The following is a 16,541-nucleotide window of genomic DNA, read 5'->3' as shown; positions in this document are numbered from 1 at the left end:
TCAGTTGACGGTGGAACCGGTGGAACCGGTGGGCCGCGAGGCGCACGGCGCCATGACCGCGGCCCGTCCGGCGGTGGACGGCGCGGGCAGGGTCGGCGGTGCGGCAATGATCTTGCGGATTCCGCTGACGAGGCCGACGGCGAGGACGAACCAGCCGGCCTCGGCGAAGTGCAGCACCGTTTCGCTCCAGCGCACGGCGGAGCGTCCCTGGTAGCCGAGGACCGCGGTCACGCCGAGCAGACAGCTGTACGCGGCGCCTTCCCAGAACCCGACGACGAACAGCCCGGCGGCGGCCCAGGTGAGGTACTGCAGGGCCGAGGCGGTGGAGAGCAGCAGCAGGAGGCCCATCGTGACGCCGACGACCACGGGCAGTTGCGCGGGCCGCAGTCGGGCGAGCCAGACCCCGGCCGCCACACAGACCAGCACGAAGAGGAAGTGGCCCTCGCCCTGGACGAAGGTGATGAACGACCGGGGCAGTCCGAGCACATCGGCGAACCGGACGATGCCCCACAGGCGGTAGCTGCCGCCCGCGTACTCCAGGACGTTCTCCTTGAGGTTCTCCGGCACGGCCAGCAGAACCGGCCCCCAGACGAGGGCGATCAGGGCGGTGAACCCGGCGGTGAAGCGGATGAGCACCGGCCGGCCGGCCCGCACCGCGACGACGAACAGCGCCGGGATCACCACCACCGGGATGAACTTCACGCTGATCGAGAGCGCGGCGCTCACCCCGGCGGCCAGCGGGGACTTCCGGTCCACGAGCAGATGGGCGGCGGCCAGGGCGAAGGTGATGGCCACCGCGTCGGTGTTGCCGTGATAGCCGGACGTGGCGATCAGTACGGGGCTGAGTGCCACGCCCACCCCGCAGGCGACCGCCAGGCCGACGGAGCCACGTCGGCGCATGATTTCGAACACGACGAGCGCGCAGAAGAAGTCGGCGATCGAGGCAGGTGATCTGATCAGCGTTCCGAACGGGATTCCGAGTTCGGAGAGGTCGTTCAGGCCGAGAAGCATCCAGCCGGCCAGTGGCGGGTGATTGTAGACGGGCAGCCCCGGCAGCGGCTGTTCGTAAATCCGAATGGGGCCGTACCGCACGACGGCCTTGGCGAAACCGTGAAAAATACGCACGTCGGCCGGGCCCGGCATGTTCGCCGCGATCAGCATTCGGGTGAGAAGACCGGCGGCCGCGGCGATGAGCACCACCGCTCTTGCCCGCCGCACGTCCCAGGTTTCGCACCGCATTCGGATACCCATGAAAGCAGAACGTAGCAACCCTGAGGCGCCGGACAACGCACCGATAACCACACTTATATGGATCGCGACTTCCATGCCCTGCGTATCTGCGCAAACGTCCGAATTCTTGAATCACTCGAACGGTTCAGGCGGCGCGGGGTGGCATCGTCCGGCCGCTGCCGGGACGGCCGGTCCGCGCGGGCCGGGCCGGATCAGGGCCGGACCGGCTCCCGCAGCATCCGGTCGACCACCCCCGCCGCCGCGTGTCCGTCGTCCAGGTCGCAGAAGTCCCGGCGAAACGCCTCGTACGCCTGCGCGTGTCCCCTGGTGGCCCGCTCCGGGTCGCGCAGCGCCTCGACGAGTCCGGCGGAGCCGGGGATCAGGGGGCCGGGGGCGCGGGCCTCGAAGTCGAAGCAGAAGCCGCGCAGGGTGTCGCGGTAGTGCGCCAGGTCGTAGGTGTGGAAGAGCATCGGGCGGCCGGTCTGGGCGAAGTCGAACATCAGCGAGGAGTAGTCGGTGACCAGCGCGTCGCTGATCAGCATCAGCTCGCCGACGTCCCTGTAGCGCGAGACGTCGCGGACGAAGCCGCTGCCGCTGTCCGGCAGACGGTCGGTCACCAGATAGTGCCGACGCACCAGCAGGACGGTGTCCGCACCGAGTTCACGCTCGGCCACGGCCAGATCGAGTTGCAGGTCGAGGGCGTAGCGGCCGCCGCCCTGCGGCCGGTCGTCGCGCCAGGTCGGCGCGTAGAGCACGACCCGCCTGCCCTCGGGAATGCCGAGCCTCTCGCGCACCGCCGAGGCGACCTTGGTCCGGTCCGCGGCGTGGAACAGGTCGTTGCGGGGGTAGCCGCACTCCAGGACCTCGCCCCGGTAGCCGAACGAGCGCCGCAGGACGGGGGTGGAGAAGCGGTTCGGGGAGACCAGGACGCTCCACTGGCGGGCGCGCTGCTCGATGGTGGCGATGTAGGCGGCGTTGGCTCGTGCGGTGCCCGCGAGGTCGAGACCGATGCGCTTGAGGGGGGTGCCGTGCCAGGTCTGGACGACACATTGCCCCTCGCGCCGCTCGAACCACCCCGGCAGCTGAGTGTTGGTGACGATGTGACGGCTGCTCGCCAGCGCCTCGTGCCAGGCGGCGGAGCCGTGTTCGACGGCCGTGGCACCCTCCGGGATCCGGGCCTGCTGGTCGCGCACCACCCACAGATGCTCCAACCCGACTCCCCGCCGGGCCACTTCCTCATGGATCGCGCGCGGCGAATCGGAGTACTGGCGGCCGTCGAAGCTGCTGTACAGCACGGTGTCGCGCAGCGGCGCCGCCCGACGGCCGCGGTACGCCTCGCGGAGCAGCCGCTTGCCGCGCGGACCGCGTTCCGCGGCGGTGAGGACCGATGCGCAGTCGATCAGCAACTGGTCGTGGAAGCGCCGCTCGATGACGTACGTCCGGCCCGCGAGGGTGCGGGCCGCGGGCAGGGTGCGGTGGGCGGCGGCCGGGATGCGCAGGGGGGTGCCGCCGGTGTCGCCCCGCGCGCCCTTCTCGCGGAGGAAGAGGTACCAGTGGCCCTCGCCCAGCGGCAGTTCCCCGCCGGGCACTTCGACGGCGTCCGGCCGGAGCACCGCCCCGAACCGGCGTGATCCGGCGACCTCGGAGAGGGCCAGGGGGAAGACGGCCTCCTCACCGTGCCCGCTGTGCCGGGCCACCAGTTCGACGGGCCGGTCCGGGTCGCCGGGACAGGTGCCCTCCAGGAGGATCTGTCCGTTCTCCGTCCAGGTCGCCAGGTCGACGGCAGGCTGTACGGTGCGGTCGCTGATCAGCAGGTTGCCCCGGGGGCCGGCGGTGAGGCCGAGTTCGCGCCGCTCGCCGCCGTGCGGGCCCAGCGGATAGCGGCCCGGCAGGACGGGCCCCGGCACATCGATCGGTGTCCGGCGGCCGTCCGGGCCGACGAGATGCAGGCTGTAGGCGACCTGCGCGGGCGCCGCCCCCTCTCCCGTTCCCGGCCGGGCGTCGGTGAAGGCGTCGAGCGGGACGTCCGCGGTGAAGCGCCGCCAGCCCGCGGCCGAGGGCACGGTCCCCTCGTGCACGGTCACCGGACGGTCGAAGGAGGTTCCGGAGGCGCGGTGGTCGAACGCGAGGCGCAGCGGCCCCGCGCCCAGGCGGTCGCGGATCATCCCGTCGATCACCACGGTGGCGTCGCCGTCGCCCGTGTCGCCCGCGCGGTGCGTCTCGAAGCGGGCGTCGATCCGCTCGGCGTGCAGCACCAGCCTGCCGCCGTCGAAGGCGGGCACGATCCGGTGGTCGCCGTCGGGCCGGTGCACGGGCGGTGGTGCGGCCGCCTCGTTGGTCGAGAGGCCGGAGCGGCGCAGCATGCCGTGCCCGGCGATGCCGATCTCCAGTCGCCAGGTGAGCCGTTCGAGGCTGCCGCCCGCGCCGATGCGGAGCCTGGCCGGGTCGATGACGGTCTCGAAGCCGGACCGGTCGTAGTCGTGCAGGCTCTGCCGGGACCGGGCGGTGGCCTCGGGCTCGACGACCGTGCGCAGCCGGAGCGGCACCACGTGCCGTCGTCCCGCCCGCAGCCACCCGGCCCGGAACTCGCTGCCGCGCGAGGTGGCCGGCAGGTTCCGGATGTACGCGTACCCCTTGAGGTGCAGCCTGCCGTCCCGCCAGCGGGCTTCCCGCAGCCGGGCCGTGAGCGGCAGGTCCCGGTCGGTGACCCGCAGCACCGGGCGCGGCACCGGCCGGGTGAGACCCGGGAAGGAGGCGCTGCGGCGCCGCACGCCCCGTACCGCGAACGCCCCCGGCTCCGCCTTGTCGAAGGCGAGGAGCGCCAGCAGTTCCTCGGTCCGCCGCTCGCGCACGAGGTGCCACATGAGCCGCAGGCGCAGCGGGAGGGCCTCCAGGACGGCGGGGTCGACCTGGTCGGTGAACTCGTTGGCGTAGGTGAGGAAGGCGCGCCGGTACTCCTCGTCGCCGTCGGGCAGCGCCTCCATGAAGTACCAGAGGTCGTGGGCGAGGACGTGCGCCTCGTACTGCCGTTTGTCGGCGGCGCCGCGGTGCTCGTCGAGGAAGGTGGAGACGCCCAGTACGTGCGAGGCCCGGTCCTGGACGCCCCGGACGACGGCGCGACGGGTGGTGATCGAGCCCTCCCGGTCGCGCCAGTGGTACACGGCGTCCTTCAGCACGTCGACGGAGCGGGCCAGGAAGTGGGCGGGCAGGACGACCGGGATGTCCTCGTACAGGGCGCCGACCGGGAAGGCGAAGGCGTGTTCGTCCCAGAACGACCGGCGGAACACCTTGTTGCAGGCGATCCGGTCGGCCGCGAGGTCCCAGTCGCGCGAGATATGGGTGCGCAGACGGGTCGTCGCCATCGGCTTGCGGAAGTTGGGCGACTGCTGGAGCCTGCCGGAGGCCCGCAGCCGCAGCACGTTGCCGGACGCGAAGTCCGAGCCCGTCTCGTCCAGGGCGCCGATGAGGAGTTCGTACGCGCGGGGCGGGAGTACGTCGTCGCTGTCGACGAAGGCGAGATGGCGGGCGCCCGGATCGCAGTTGCGGACCCCGGTGTTGCGGGCGTGCCCCAGTCCGCCGTTCTCCTGGCTCACCAGCCGGAACCGGCCGTCCTGCGCGGCGAACGCGGCTGCCAGGACCGCGCTGTTGTCGGTGGACCCGTCGTCGACCATCACCACTTCGAGATCGGCCATGGTCTGCTCCGCCAGGGACTTCAGACAGTCCGTCAGATAGAGCTCGACGTTGTGGACGGGTACGACGACACTGAGCCGTGGCGGCATGTTGGGCACGTCCGTTCATCGGGGCCTGGTTGTCCGTACGGCTCAACCCCGGGGACGGCCGGGGGTCACCGGTTGCGGTCTCTCCCGAACGGGTGACATCGCTCGCGCCGCGTTGCCGGGCGGGGCTACCTCGCGTCGCTCAGGAACAGCCGCCGCACCACACGCTCGGCCGCGTGCCCGTCGTCGTACGGGCAGAAGCGCTCCCGGAACGCGGCCCGCAGCTCCGCCGTCCGCGCCGAGCACCACTCGCCCGTTGCGAACAGGTCCAGGAGTTGGTCCTCGGTGGTGGCGATCGCGCCCGGGGTGTCGCCGGGGCGGCCCGAGAGCAGGTCGAAGTAGGTGCCGCGCGAGGCCCGGTAGGCGGCCCAGTCCGGGGCGTGGCTGATGATCGGGCGGTCCAGGCAGGCGTAGTCGAACATCAGCGACGAGTAGTCGGTGATCAACGCGTCGGAGACCAGGCAGAGTTCCTCCACGGACGGATGTCCGGTCACGTCCAGGACCCGGGCGCTCCCCACCCCCGCCGAGCGGCCGTAGAAGTAGTGCGCGCGGACCAGCACCACGTACTGCGGCCCGAGTTCGCGGGCCAGCCGGTCCAGGTCGAGGTGGGGGACGAAGCCCTTGCGGTAGTCGCGGTGGGTGGGCGCGTACAGCAGCACGGTCCGGTCCGCGGGGAGGGAGAGGCGCCGACGGATCGCGGCGGTCTGCTCCGCGGTGGCGGTGAAGAAGATGTCGTTGCGCGGGTAGCCGAGGTTCAGGTGCTCGTAGCCGGAGGGGTAGACGCGGTCCCAGATCTCGGTGGTGTGCGGATTGGCCGAGAGGGAGAAGTCCCACTGGTCGGCGTGGGCGACGATCCTCTCGAAGCTGATGCCGTGGGCGAGGGCCGGGTAGGGACGCTGGTCCAGGCCCATGGTCTTCAGCGGGGTGCCGTGGTGGGTCTGGAGGTAGCGCTGACCGGGGCGCTTGGTGAACCCGCCGGGGAAGCTGGAGTTGTTGATCAGATACGTGGCGGTGGCCATGGCCCGCCAGTAGGCGCGCGAGCCCTCGATGACGTACGGGATGCCGGGCGGCACGCGATCGCGGTGTCGGGACGAGACGGCCCAGACGCCCCGGATGTGCGGGGCCAGTTCGAGTGCCTTGGCGTGGATCGCGGCCGGGTTGCAGGCGACGCCCCGGTTCCAGTAGGCCCCGTACACCGCGAGACGGGGGTCCAGGGGACGGTGCAGATCCGCGCGGTACGCGGCGCGCATGACGCGGGCGCGGAGCGTCTTCTTGCGGCGGAGCAGCACGGCCCGGGTGCGGATGCGGGCGGTGCGGGCGGCCTCCCGGGCCCGGTCGACCGCGTAGCTGCCGGGGAGGCCGGCGGCACGGTGGAAGGCGGCGCGGTCCTCGGGGGCGATCCGGCCGGGGTCGGCGAGGACGGCACGCAGATGGCGGGTGCGGGCCGCCCGGACGCGCGGGTCGTGGCCGGTCTCGGCGAGCAGCCGTTCGTACGCGTCGAGGATCTCGAAGTGCCGGCGCCCCGGGGTGGTGGCGAAGGTGCCGGTGCGGCGGACGCGCCGGCGGACACAGATCCGGTCGAGGGTGGCGAGCGTGCCGGCGTCGGAGGCGAGGAGGGTGGCACGCAGGACGGGGAGGACGTCCTCGTACGGACCGTCGGTGAAGCGGAGGCCGTGCGCGGTCCAGAAGCCGCGACGGAAGAGGCGCGGGGTGGTGGTGGAGAAGGCATCGGGCACCGGCTCCGGGGACGTGACGTCGCCCCACCAGTCGACGCGGTCGTGTCCGAGGAGGAGCACGTCCGGTTCGCTCCCGGCCGGGAGGGCGCTGATCGCCTCCAGGGCGTCCGGTCGCAGCTGGTCGTCGTCGTCGAGGAAGAGCAGATACCGGCCGCGCGCCTCGGCCGCCCCGGCGTTGCGTGCCGGGCCCGCGCCGCGGTGCCCGGGGAGGGTGAGCACCCTGACCCGCGGGTCGCGCGCCGCGAACTCGGCGGCGATGCGGGCACTGCCGTCCCGGGAGCCGTCGTCGACGACGATCAGTTCCGGTCGGCCGCCGGCCCGGCCGAGCACGGACTCCAGGGTGGCCCGGAGATATCCCTGAGCGCGGTGGACGGGCACGACGACACTGAGAAGCATGGCAGCCGAGCGTAATCGCGCACTCACCGAGCGCCGAATCGCGTGTTCACCCGTTCGGGGCAGTGCCGGTGACCGGGGGCGTCCGCCCCGGTTGACCGGACATGAAGCCGCGCCTCAGTGTCGTCGTCCCCGTCCACAACGTCGAGGACTGTCTGGAGGACTGCCTGCGGTCGGTGGCCGGACAGTCGGTCACCGACATCGAGGTGGTCCTCGTCGACGACGGTTCGACGGACGGCAGCACCGCCGTCGCCCAGGCCTTCGCTGCCCGCGACCGCCGGTTCCGCTATGTCCGCCGGCCCAACGGGGGACTGAGCGCGGCCCGTAACACGGGCGTGGAGCACACCACGGCGGACGTGCCGTACCTGGCGTTCGTCGACAGCGACGACATCGTCGTCCACGACGCCTACGAACGGATGCTGGCCTCCCTGGAGTCGACCGGCTCCGACCTCGCGACCGGCAATGTGTGGCGGCTGGACGAGCGGGGACGGCAGCAGGCCTGGCAGTACCGCTGGCTGACCGCCACCCGGACACGCACCCACATCAGCCGTGATCCGCGGCTGCTCGCCGACCGGGTCGCCTGGAACAAGGTGTTCCGGCGCTCCTTCTGGGACCGGCACGCCTTCGCCTTCCCGGAGGGGAAGCTCTACGAGGACACCCCGGTGATGATCCCGGCGCACTACCTGGCGGGCTCGGTCGACGTGCTGCACGAGCACGTCTACTACTGGCGGGTGCGGGAGGGGTCGATCACCCGGCGGCGCACGGACGTCCGGGGCGTACGGGACCGGATCTCGGCGTGCGAACAGGTCAGCGCGTTCCTGGCGGGCCGGGGCGGGATGGCCAACGGCGCCGCGCGGCGCCGCTACGACCTCTCGTGCCTGCGCGACGACTTCGTGTACTTCCTGGAGGGGCTCACGATGGGCGGGCCCGAGTACCGGGACGCGTTCATGGCGGGCGCGGGGGCGTTCCTGGACCGGATGGAACGCATGGACGGGCCGGCCAGATCGGGCCGGGCCGTGGCGCACGAGCTGCCGGCGGAGCTGCGGATCAAGTGGCGGCTGGTGAAGGAGCGCAGGCTCACGGAGCTGCTGTCCGTGCTCGCCTTCGAACGGGCCAACGGCACCGGGACGTTCATGGTCGGCGGCGTGCCGGGGCGGCGGCAGGCCGGTTTCCCCGGCGTGCCGGTCAGCACCCGGCCGGCCCGTACCGATCTCCCGGCCGTGGCCCGGCTGTTGGAGGCGCGGTGGGACGACGGCGGGAAGCTGCGGCTGCGCGGTTACGCGTACATCCGCAATCTGCCGGCCGCGTCGTCGCGTCAGTCGCTGAAGGTGGGCATGGTCCGCTCGGCCCGCGGCCAGCAGCTGCGGACGGTGCCGGTACGGAACGTCCCCGCGCCCGAGGCGACCATCGACTCCGGTCAGCAGCTGCACAGTTACGACCACTCCGGCTTCGAGCTCACACTCGATCCGCGCCGGCTGCGGCCCGGCGGCTGGCTGGTGGGCGTCATGGTGGCCGCTCAGGGCACGGTCCGCCGGGTGGCCGTGCGCGCCGTGGAGGCGGGGGCCGTCCAGCCGCTGGTCCATGACCTGGGCGACGGCCGGCGGGCCGTGCTCGACTACCTGGGCGGTCGGCTCCGGTTGACGCTGGCCCAGCTGCCCGCCCGCTGCGAGGACCGCCGGATCGGCGAGGACCTGGAGCTGACCGGCCGGCTGTACGGGAGCGCCCGGCCGAAGGCCCTGGTGCTGACCTGCGAAGGGGTGCGGGACCAGGAGTTCGGCCACCCGGTCGAGTGCCGGGCGGACGGTCGTTTCACGGTGCGGATCCCGCTCGCCGACCTCGCCGGGATGGCGGCCGCCTCACCGGCGCCGCACCGGGCGCCGCGCGAGGTCGAGCCGGAGCAGGGCGGGCGGTGGCGGGCCCGGCTGGTGCTGGCGGACGGGTCGCGGGTACCGCTGGCCGCGGCCCCGGAGGCGGCGCCGCCGGTCGTGGCCGACGCGGCGGGCGAACTGGTGCTGGACCTGAGCGGGCAGCCGTTCGTGGACGGGGCCGCGTGGACGGCGGAGGGAGCGCTGCGGATGGAGGGGGTGACCGGGGCCGGGGCGGGTGCGCGGCAGGACGACGGCCCGGACGACCGGCTCGTACTGCGGCACGAGGCGCTGCGCGTGACGGTGACGGTCCCCGTCACGCACGAGGAGCCGCGCGCCGGGGCGTACGGCACGGCCGGCAACGGGGTGTCCGAAGAGGCGTCCGAAGGACCTTGCGAGGGGGCCGGCGCCGCGGCCTGCGAGGGGCGCCGCTTCACCGCGTTCCTCGCACCCTCGGTGGCCGCGGGGCTGCACGAGGGCCGCTGGGACGCGTATCTGGGCGGCCGGCCGGTGCGGGTGCTGACCGCGCTCGGCACCCGGCTGCCGCTCCACCGCGCCGGCGCGGACGGCGCGGCCCCCGCGCCCGGCCGGGAGTTCGCGCTGGACCGCAGGTTCGGCGACCGGCTGACCGTGTGGGCCGGGCCGGTACTCGCCGTCGCCGAGCGGGGCGCGTACCGAGGGGCCGAACTGCGCGGGACGTACTATCCGGCCCGGCGCGCACTGCCGCTGCGGGACGCCGTGCTCTACACGGGCGGCGACTCGCCGCGCGCCGTCCACGCCGAACTCGTGCGCCGGGGAGTGGAGTCGGAGCACCTCTGGGTCACCGACGGGCTGCACGGGCACACCCCGGCCACCGCCGTCCCGGTCGTCGAGCACAGCGCCGGCTGGTACGAGGCGCTCGCGCGGTCCCGCCGGATCGTCACCGCCGACCAGCTGCCCGAATGGTTCGAGCGACGGCCCGGCCAGACCGTCGTGCAGACCTGGCACGGCACCCCGCTCGGCCGCTTCGGCACGGACCTGGGCGGCACCCTGTACACCGACCACCACCAGCTCGCCTCGCTGCCGCACCGGGCGGCCCAGTGGTCCGTCCTGGTCTCCCCCAGCCGCCACTCGACCCCGTTGCTGCGCCGCGCGCTGGCCTACGGGGGCGAGGTCCTGGAGGCGGGCTCCCCGGCCAACGATCTGCTCTTCTCGGCCGACCGGACCAAGACCGCCGAGCGGGTACGGCGCAGGCTCGGCATCCCGGACGGCCGCCAGGTCGTGCTGTACGCGCCGACCTACCGTGACCAGCTGGCCCACCCGCCCGGCACCGGAGGCGGGCGGCCCCGCTACCGCTGGGATCCGGCACTCGACCTGTCCGCCCTGGCACGGTCGCTCGCCGACGGCCACACCCTGCTGGTGCGGCGCCACCCGAGGGTGACCGGGAGCGTGCCCGAGGGGCACGGCGTCCGGGACGTGTCGGCCCACCCGGCCGCCGCGGAACTGCTGCTGATCGCCGATGTGCTGGTCACGGACTACACCGGGTTGATGTTCGACTACGCGCACACGGGCCGCCCGATGCTCTTCCACACCTACGACCTGGAGCACTACCGCGACACGGTGCGCGGTTTCTGCCTGGACTTCGAGACGCGGGCGCCGGGCCCGCTGCTCGTCGGCACGGACGAGATCGCCGCGACGCTGCGCGACCCGGGCACGCTGGCCGCGTCCGCGGCGCGCCACGCGGAGGCGTACGAGAGCTTCCGCCGGGACTTCTGCGACCTGGACGACGGCGGGGCGGCGGCGCGGGTGGCGGACCGGCTGCTCGCCGAGGGGTGAGGGCCGTCCCGCAATCCCTCGGCCGGCCCGAACCCCTCAGCCGGCCCGGTTCTTGAGCGCGGCGACCGCGGATGCCGCCAGGTCGTCGAGGTAGCCCTTGGGCAGCGGGGAGCGGACGACGGCGAGCCGCCAGTAGAGCGGGCCGACGATCAGGTCCAGGGCGCGGTCCGGGTCGCTGCCCTCGGGCAGTTCGCCGCGCGCCACGGCGTCGCGCACGACGACGGCGGCGATGCCCTGCTGCGGGTCCAGCAGGGCGGCCTTGATCGTGTCGGAGATCTCCGGACTGCGGGCCGCCTCGACCAGCAGGTCCGGGATGACCTGCGAGGCGACGGGGTGACGCAGGGCGTAGGAGGCGAGCCCCAGCACGGCGCGGACGTCCCCGTACAGCGAACCGGTGGCCGGGGCCGGCATGCCCTGGACGGCGACGGCGGAGACCAGGTCGAGGACCAGGGCCAGCTTGGACTTCCAGCGGCGGTAGACGGCGGTCTTGCCGACGCCCGCGCGCCGGGCGATGCCCTCGATCGACATCCGGGCGAAACCCACCGCGGCCAGCTCCTCGAAGACGGCGCTGCGAATCGCATCGGTGACGTCCTCGCGCAGCACGGCGGCTCCGGCGGGGACACGGCGGCGGGTTCCCGGGTCGGTGGTCATGGCCGAATCATAGTCCGTAACGACGAAACGGTTGCGTTGCGACGTACATGCGTCCTACCCTCGGCGTTGCGACGATACGGTCCCGTCCCGTCGGTCGTCGCGTTCCTGCCCTCCCGTCGAAAGCGATCGTGGTGAGCCAGACAACAACCCCAGCGGCCCCGGCCGACACCCCCGCCGGTGCTCTCCTCCCGGTGTACGCGCCGGGCGAGCTCGCCGCGCTCGCCGCCCGGCACGGACTGACCATGAGCGGGGCCCGGCCCTCCCTGGGCGCGTACATCCGGCAGCTGTGGGGGCGGCGGCACTTCATCACGGCGTTCGCCACCGCCAAGCTCACCGCCCAGTACAGCCAGGCGAAGCTCGGTCAGATCTGGCAGATCATGACCCCGCTGCTGAACGCGACGGTCTACTACTTCATCTTCGGCGTCCTGATGAACACGAAGCGCGACATCGAGGACTTCGTCCCGTTCCTCGTCACGGGCGTGTTCATCTGGACCTTCACCAGCAGCTCGATCACCGCCGGCACCCGCGCGATCAGCGGCAACCTGGGCCTCGTACGGGCCCTGCACTTCCCGCGCGCCTCGCTGCCGATCGCACTCGCCCTCCAGCAGCTCCAGCAGCTGCTGTTCTCGCTGGGCGCGCTGGTGCTGATCCTGGTGGGGTTCGGGCAGTTCCCCAGGCCGTCCTGGCTGCTGGCGGTTCCGGCGCTGTTCCTGCAGGCCGTGTTCAACACCGGCGTCTCCATGGTGGTGGCGCGGCTGGCCGCCCGGACGCCGGACATCGCCCAGCTGATGCCGTTCATCCTGCGCACCTGGATGTACGCCTCGGGCGTCATGTGGAGCGTGGACAGGATGCTCGCGGGAGACCGGGTTCCGCACTACGTGGTGGTGATGCTGGAGTGCAATCCGGCCGCCGTCTTCATCGACCTGATGCGGTTCGCGCTCATCGACAGTTTCGGCGCGTCCCATCTGCCGCCGCACGTGTGGGCGATCGCCGCGGGCTGGGCGCTCGTGTGCGGGGTGGGCGGATTCGTGTACTTCTGGCAGGCGGAGGAGCGGTACGGACGTGGCTGACCACATGACACACACCGACGAGCGGGTGCCGACCGTCGTCGTGGACGACGTCCACATCACCTACAAGGTCAACGGCGCCCGCACCGGCAAGGGCAGCGCCACCTCGGCGCTCAGCCGGATCGTCTCGCGCCGGCAGGCCCCCGGGGTGCGCGAGGTGCACGCCGTGAGGGGGGTGAGCTTCGCCTCCTACAAGGGCGAGGCGATCGGTCTGATCGGTTCCAACGGCTCGGGCAAGTCGACGCTGCTGAAGGCCATCGCCGGACTGCTGCCCGCGACGAAGGGCCGGGTGCACACCCAGGGCCAGCCCTCTCTGCTCGGGGTGAACGCGGCACTGATGAGCGATCTGACCGGCGAACGCAATGTCGTCCTCGGCGGCCTCGCGATGGGCATGACGCGGGCCGAGATCCGCGAGCGCTACCAGGGCATCGTCGACTTCTCCGGCATCAACGAGAAGGGCGACTTCATCACCCTGCCGATGCGCACGTACTCCTCCGGCATGGGCGCCCGGCTGCGGTTCTCGATCGCCGCCGCCAAGAGCCACGACGTCCTCCTGATCGACGAGGCGCTGTCCACCGGCGACGCCAGGTTCCAGCGGCGCAGCAAGGAACGGATCAAGGAGCTGCGCGAGGAGGCGGGCACGGTCTTCCTGGTCAGTCACAGCAACAAGTCGATCACCGAGACCTGCGACCGGGCGATCTGGCTGGAGGCGGGGACGCTGCGGATGGACGGTCCGGCGGACGAGGTCGTGGCCGCGTACGAGAGGTTCACCGGCAAGAAGTAGCGGCGGCGCGGACGAGCCTCCGGGGCGGCCGCGGAGAGCGGGTGGGCGAGGGCGGCCGGCAACCACGAGGAGCGCCCCGGCGAGCACTCCTCACTCCGCCCCGAGACGGCCTCCCGGTACGGCGGGCGACGGCGGGTAGTCGTCGACGGTCACGGAGTTGTGCAGGCGTGCGCTCTTGGTGGTGAGGCGGGCGAGGGCGCGGCCGGGGCCCGCGGGCAGGGCGGAGATCAGGCGGGCGCCCTGGGCCAGTCCCCACACGCCGAGGCGGGACGTGGGGATCAGGGTCTTCGCCGCGCTCAGCGCGACCGCGCGGCTGCCGCGCACGTGCTCCGCCATCACGCGCTCGTAGGCGGGGAAGGCGCGCTCGTGGTCGCCGCCCGCCCGTGCCAGCTCCCCGGCGAGGACGTACGCGCCGACGACGGCCAGGCTGGTGCTGCCGCCGACGGCCGGCCCGGGGCAGTAGCCCGCGTCGCCGACGAGCGTCACCCTCCCCCGCGACCAGGTGTCCATGCGGAGCTGGGTGATCGAGTCGAAGTAGAACGCCGGGGTGCGGTCGAGTTCGTCCAGCCAGCGGTCCACATGGGCGTGCATGCCGGCGAACGCACCGCGCAGCAGCTCCTTCTGCCGAGGCACGTCGTGGCGGTGGTCGAACTCGCGCTCGCTCCGGAACAGGAACAACGCCCGCGCGTCGCCGAGGTGCCGCGCGCCGTACATGCCGGCAGTGCGGCCGACGCCGACATGGATGAGGAGCTCGTTGTCGAGGTCGAAGACGTTCGGCAGGGTCAGCACCCCGAGGTGGGCCCCGATGAAGGCATCGAGGCGGGACTCCTCGTCGAAGACGAGGCGGCGCACGTTGGAGTGCAGCCCGTCCGCGCCGATGACGAGGTCGAAGCGGCGCGGCGCACCGTTCTCGAACCGCACCTCGCCGTCGGGCGAGATCGCGGTGATCGAGTCGCCGAAGACGTACTCGACGTCGTCGCGCGCGGCCTCGTAGTAGATCTCGCTCAGGTCGTCGCGCATGATCTCGACGTGCCGGTCGGAGGCGGCGCCGAAGATCTTGGAGAGGTCCGCCCGGACGGGACGCCGTGAGCCCTCTCGGTAGACGGTCATTCGGTTCGTGCCGATGGCCCGCTCCTCGATACGCGGGAGCACGCCCATCTTCTTCGAGATGTACATCGCGGGCCGAAACAGGTCGACCGCGTGGCCGCCGGTCCTGCGCAGAGCCGGCGCGCGCTCGACGACGGTGACGCAGAAGTCGTGCCTGGTGAGCCAGTAGGCCAGCACCGGACCGGCGACACTGGCGCCGGAGACCAGAATCCGCATGGCACCCCTCCTCTTCGTTCAGTCCACCGGTACGGCGTGGGCCGCGGTGAAGGCCAGCAGGGGAGCCGCGGTCCGCGGCGGGTCCTCGAGCAGGGGCGAGTGGCCGAGTCCGGGCAGCAATTCGACCTTCGCGCCCGGAACGGCGCGGTAGTCGGAGGCGGACGAGGATCGCCATCTGCGGTCGTCCTCGCCGAAGATCACCAGGAGCGGCTTGCCCAGGACCCTCAGCCGATCCGGCAGCGTCCGCTGCTCCAGGTAGGAGCGGGTGCCCCGCATCGTCGTGGTGAACGTGTGCTGGGTCATTCCGCGCACGTCGTCCAGGAGCTCTTCCGGGATCCGGTAGCCCGCGCGGCTGAAACCCGTGCTCGCGAACTGCCGGAGCTGCGCGTCGGTCGGCGGCCACTGCGACGGGCCGGCCGCGGCGGACTCCGGAGAGATGAAGGCGCCCAGGCCGGGTCCGGTGTTGACGAGCACGATCCCGGTCACCAGGTCCGGCCGCCGTTCGGCGAGGGCGGTGGCGACCGCGCCGCCGCTGGAATGGCCGACGACCACGGCGTGCTCGATGCCGAGCCGGTCCAGTGCCACGCCGGCCCGACGTGCCTGGTCCGAGATCGCGTAGCTGCGGTCGGCCGGCTTGGCCGACCGGCCGTGTCCGAGCAGGTCGATCCGGATGACATGGTGAGATCCGGTCAGCAGCGGAACCATCGGGTTCCACGAGCGGGTCGAGGATGCGGACCCGTGGATGAGCAGGAGTGCGGGGGCGTCGCGTGGGCCGTCCTGGCACACGTGGATGTCGCCGTCGTCCAGCGACAGGGTTGAACTCTCGGTGGCCCCGGCACCGTCGTTCATGTACGACTCGCCGTCAGAAACAGTCATGAGCCCACTGTCTCCGCCGGTACGCGCCGGTGGATTGGACGAATGTTCCCCTTAGCATGGGACGGTGCGGAGCTTCGTGCGCGGTGCGGCTGTGTGGGACGTCGAGTGCCCGCGGCGGCCCAGCCCGGTGACCGGCGTCACCATGGCCGGGTTCCATGTCCATGACCTGGAGACGCTCCGGATCGTCCCGTACCCGGCCGTGACGTTGCTCCTGGAGTTCGGTGCCGGTTCGCCCGTCCTCGACTGTGCCGCGGGACGGCAGCAGCCGGGAAGCTTCGTCGCCGGACCCGGCCTCGGGTCCAAAGGTGCGGTACGGGCGCGGGGAGAGAACATCGAGTGCGTGCAGGTGCGCCTGTCCCCGGTGATCGCACGCGCGATTCTGGGCACCTCCCCCGCCGACCTCGACGGCGCCGTCGTGCCGCTGGGCGACCTGTGGGGCCGGGAAGCGTCACGGATCCGCGAGCGGCTCGGCGATCTCTCGTCGTGGCAGGACCGCTTCGCGTTGACGGACGCGCTGCTCGCCCGCCGGCACGAGGCGGGGCCGCCGGTGGACCCGGAGGTGGCCTGGGCCTGGCGCCGGATCGTCGTCAGCCGTGGCCTGGTCCGGGTCGACGGACTCGCGACCGAGGTCGGGTGGAGCCGTAAGCGGCTGTGGTCCCGGTTCCGCTCGCAGCTCGGCCTGCCGCCCAAGCGCGCCGTGAAGCTGGTCCGCTTCGACCATGCCGCCCACCGCCTGGTCGCGGGTGAGGGCGCGGCCCGGGTCGCGGCCGACACCGGTTACGCCGACCAGTCCCACCTGCATCGGGACGTCAAGGCGTTCACCGGGGCGACCCCCGCGACCGTGGCCGGCGAGCCGTTTCTCGCCGTTGACGACATCGCTTGGCCCAGCCGCGGAACAACCGCGTAGTCCTTCGTCGTGACTTCGTGGTCGGTCGGGCGGCGGAGTCACGACGGGGTGCGGGGGTCCGACCACGCAGAACAGGGTGCGGGCCCCGCTACATCGGGCGCCGGCCCGTTCGTCCACC

10 protein-coding genes are annotated in these 16,541 nt (G+C 72.6%); 4 read left to right on the top strand and 6 right to left on the bottom strand.

The features are described 5' to 3' along the window. The 3 genes from ACIRP2_RS00205 to ACIRP2_RS00195 form a co-directional block, all read right to left on the bottom strand. Nucleotides 1-1,251, bottom strand: a complete 1,251-nt coding sequence (locus ACIRP2_RS00205; protein WP_404244950.1) for a hypothetical protein — start codon at nt 1,249-1,251, stop codon at nt 1-3. 191 nt (nt 1,252-1,442) lie between these two features. Beyond that, nucleotides 1,443-5,009 (bottom strand): CDP-glycerol glycerophosphotransferase family protein, encoded by a 3,567-nt coding sequence (locus ACIRP2_RS00200; RefSeq protein WP_404247105.1) that lies wholly within the window; start codon nt 5,007-5,009, stop codon nt 1,443-1,445. Between the two features lie 125 nt (nt 5,010-5,134). Then, on the bottom strand, nt 5,135-7,138 hold the full coding sequence (locus tag ACIRP2_RS00195; protein ID WP_404244948.1) for a CDP-glycerol glycerophosphotransferase family protein: 2,004 nt from the start codon (nt 7,136-7,138) through the stop codon (nt 5,135-5,137). A gap of 101 nt (nt 7,139-7,239) precedes the next feature. On the opposite strand from ACIRP2_RS00195, the gene ACIRP2_RS00190 reads away from it, so the two are divergent. Further along, nucleotides 7,240-10,815, top strand: a complete 3,576-nt coding sequence (locus tag ACIRP2_RS00190) for a CDP-glycerol glycerophosphotransferase family protein (RefSeq protein ID WP_404244946.1) — start codon at nt 7,240-7,242, stop codon at nt 10,813-10,815. Nucleotides 10,816-10,851: 36 nt separating this feature from the next. Here the strand turns inward: ACIRP2_RS00190 and ACIRP2_RS00185 are convergent, their stop codons facing one another. Beyond that, complete coding sequence (locus ACIRP2_RS00185; RefSeq protein ID WP_404244944.1) at nt 10,852-11,466, bottom strand: TetR/AcrR family transcriptional regulator; 615 nt, start codon at nt 11,464-11,466, stop codon at nt 10,852-10,854. Between the two features lie 128 nt (nt 11,467-11,594). Here ACIRP2_RS00185 and ACIRP2_RS00180 point away from each other — a divergent pair, with 128 nt between their 5' ends. Then, complete coding sequence (locus ACIRP2_RS00180) at nt 11,595-12,536, top strand: ABC transporter permease (protein ID WP_404244942.1); 942 nt, start codon at nt 11,595-11,597, stop codon at nt 12,534-12,536. 4 nt (nt 12,537-12,540) lie between these two features. Next, nucleotides 12,541-13,317, top strand: coding sequence for an ABC transporter ATP-binding protein (locus ACIRP2_RS00175; RefSeq protein WP_404247103.1), 777 nt, complete (start codon nt 12,541-12,543; stop codon nt 13,315-13,317). 90 nt (nt 13,318-13,407) lie between these two features. On the opposite strand, the gene ACIRP2_RS00170 is transcribed toward ACIRP2_RS00175, so the two are convergent. Together ACIRP2_RS00170 and ACIRP2_RS00165 are read right to left on the bottom strand one after the other, a co-directional pair. Continuing rightward, nucleotides 13,408-14,640, bottom strand: a complete 1,233-nt coding sequence (locus ACIRP2_RS00170) for an FAD-dependent monooxygenase (protein ID WP_404244940.1) — start codon at nt 14,638-14,640, stop codon at nt 13,408-13,410. Between the two features lie 18 nt (nt 14,641-14,658). Beyond that, nucleotides 14,659-15,516: an alpha/beta fold hydrolase gene (locus ACIRP2_RS00165; RefSeq protein WP_404244938.1), complete on the bottom strand. Its 858-nt coding sequence runs from the start codon at nt 15,514-15,516 to the stop codon at nt 14,659-14,661. Between the two features lie 64 nt (nt 15,517-15,580). Between ACIRP2_RS00165 and ACIRP2_RS00160 the strand changes: the two genes are divergently transcribed. Further along, nucleotides 15,581-16,423, top strand: a complete 843-nt coding sequence (locus ACIRP2_RS00160; RefSeq protein WP_404244936.1) for a helix-turn-helix domain-containing protein — start codon at nt 15,581-15,583, stop codon at nt 16,421-16,423. Nucleotides 16,424-16,541 lie beyond the last annotated feature (118 nt).

It is taken from the genome of Streptomyces sp. NPDC101194 (genome assembly GCF_044767885.1).
Classification (GTDB): Bacteria; Actinomycetota; Actinomycetes; order Streptomycetales; family Streptomycetaceae; genus Streptomyces.
The sequence above is the reverse complement of the archived record's forward strand: the minus strand, read 5'-3'. Positions and strand labels throughout refer to the sequence as shown.

Excerpts from the sequence above, each read along its gene's own strand:
- ACIRP2_RS00175 (WP_404247103.1), top strand. The coding sequence starts at position 12,541 with ATGACACACACCGACGAGCGGGTGCCGACCGTCGTCGTGGACGACGTC.
- ACIRP2_RS00185 (WP_404244944.1), bottom strand. The coding sequence starts at position 11,466 with ATGACCACCGACCCGGGAACCCGCCGCCGTGTCCCCGCCGGAGCCGCC.
- ACIRP2_RS00195 (WP_404244948.1), bottom strand. The coding sequence starts at position 7,138 with ATGCTTCTCAGTGTCGTCGTGCCCGTCCACCGCGCTCAGGGATATCTC.
- ACIRP2_RS00205 (WP_404244950.1), bottom strand. The coding sequence starts at position 1,251 with ATGGGTATCCGAATGCGGTGCGAAACCTGGGACGTGCGGCGGGCAAGA.
- ACIRP2_RS00190 (WP_404244946.1), top strand. The coding sequence starts at position 7,240 with ATGAAGCCGCGCCTCAGTGTCGTCGTCCCCGTCCACAACGTCGAGGAC.
- ACIRP2_RS00170 (WP_404244940.1), bottom strand. The coding sequence starts at position 14,640 with ATGCGGATTCTGGTCTCCGGCGCCAGTGTCGCCGGTCCGGTGCTGGCC.
- ACIRP2_RS00165 (WP_404244938.1), bottom strand. The coding sequence starts at position 15,516 with ATGACTGTTTCTGACGGCGAGTCGTACATGAACGACGGTGCCGGGGCC.
- ACIRP2_RS00200 (WP_404247105.1), bottom strand. The coding sequence starts at position 5,009 with ATGCCGCCACGGCTCAGTGTCGTCGTACCCGTCCACAACGTCGAGCTC.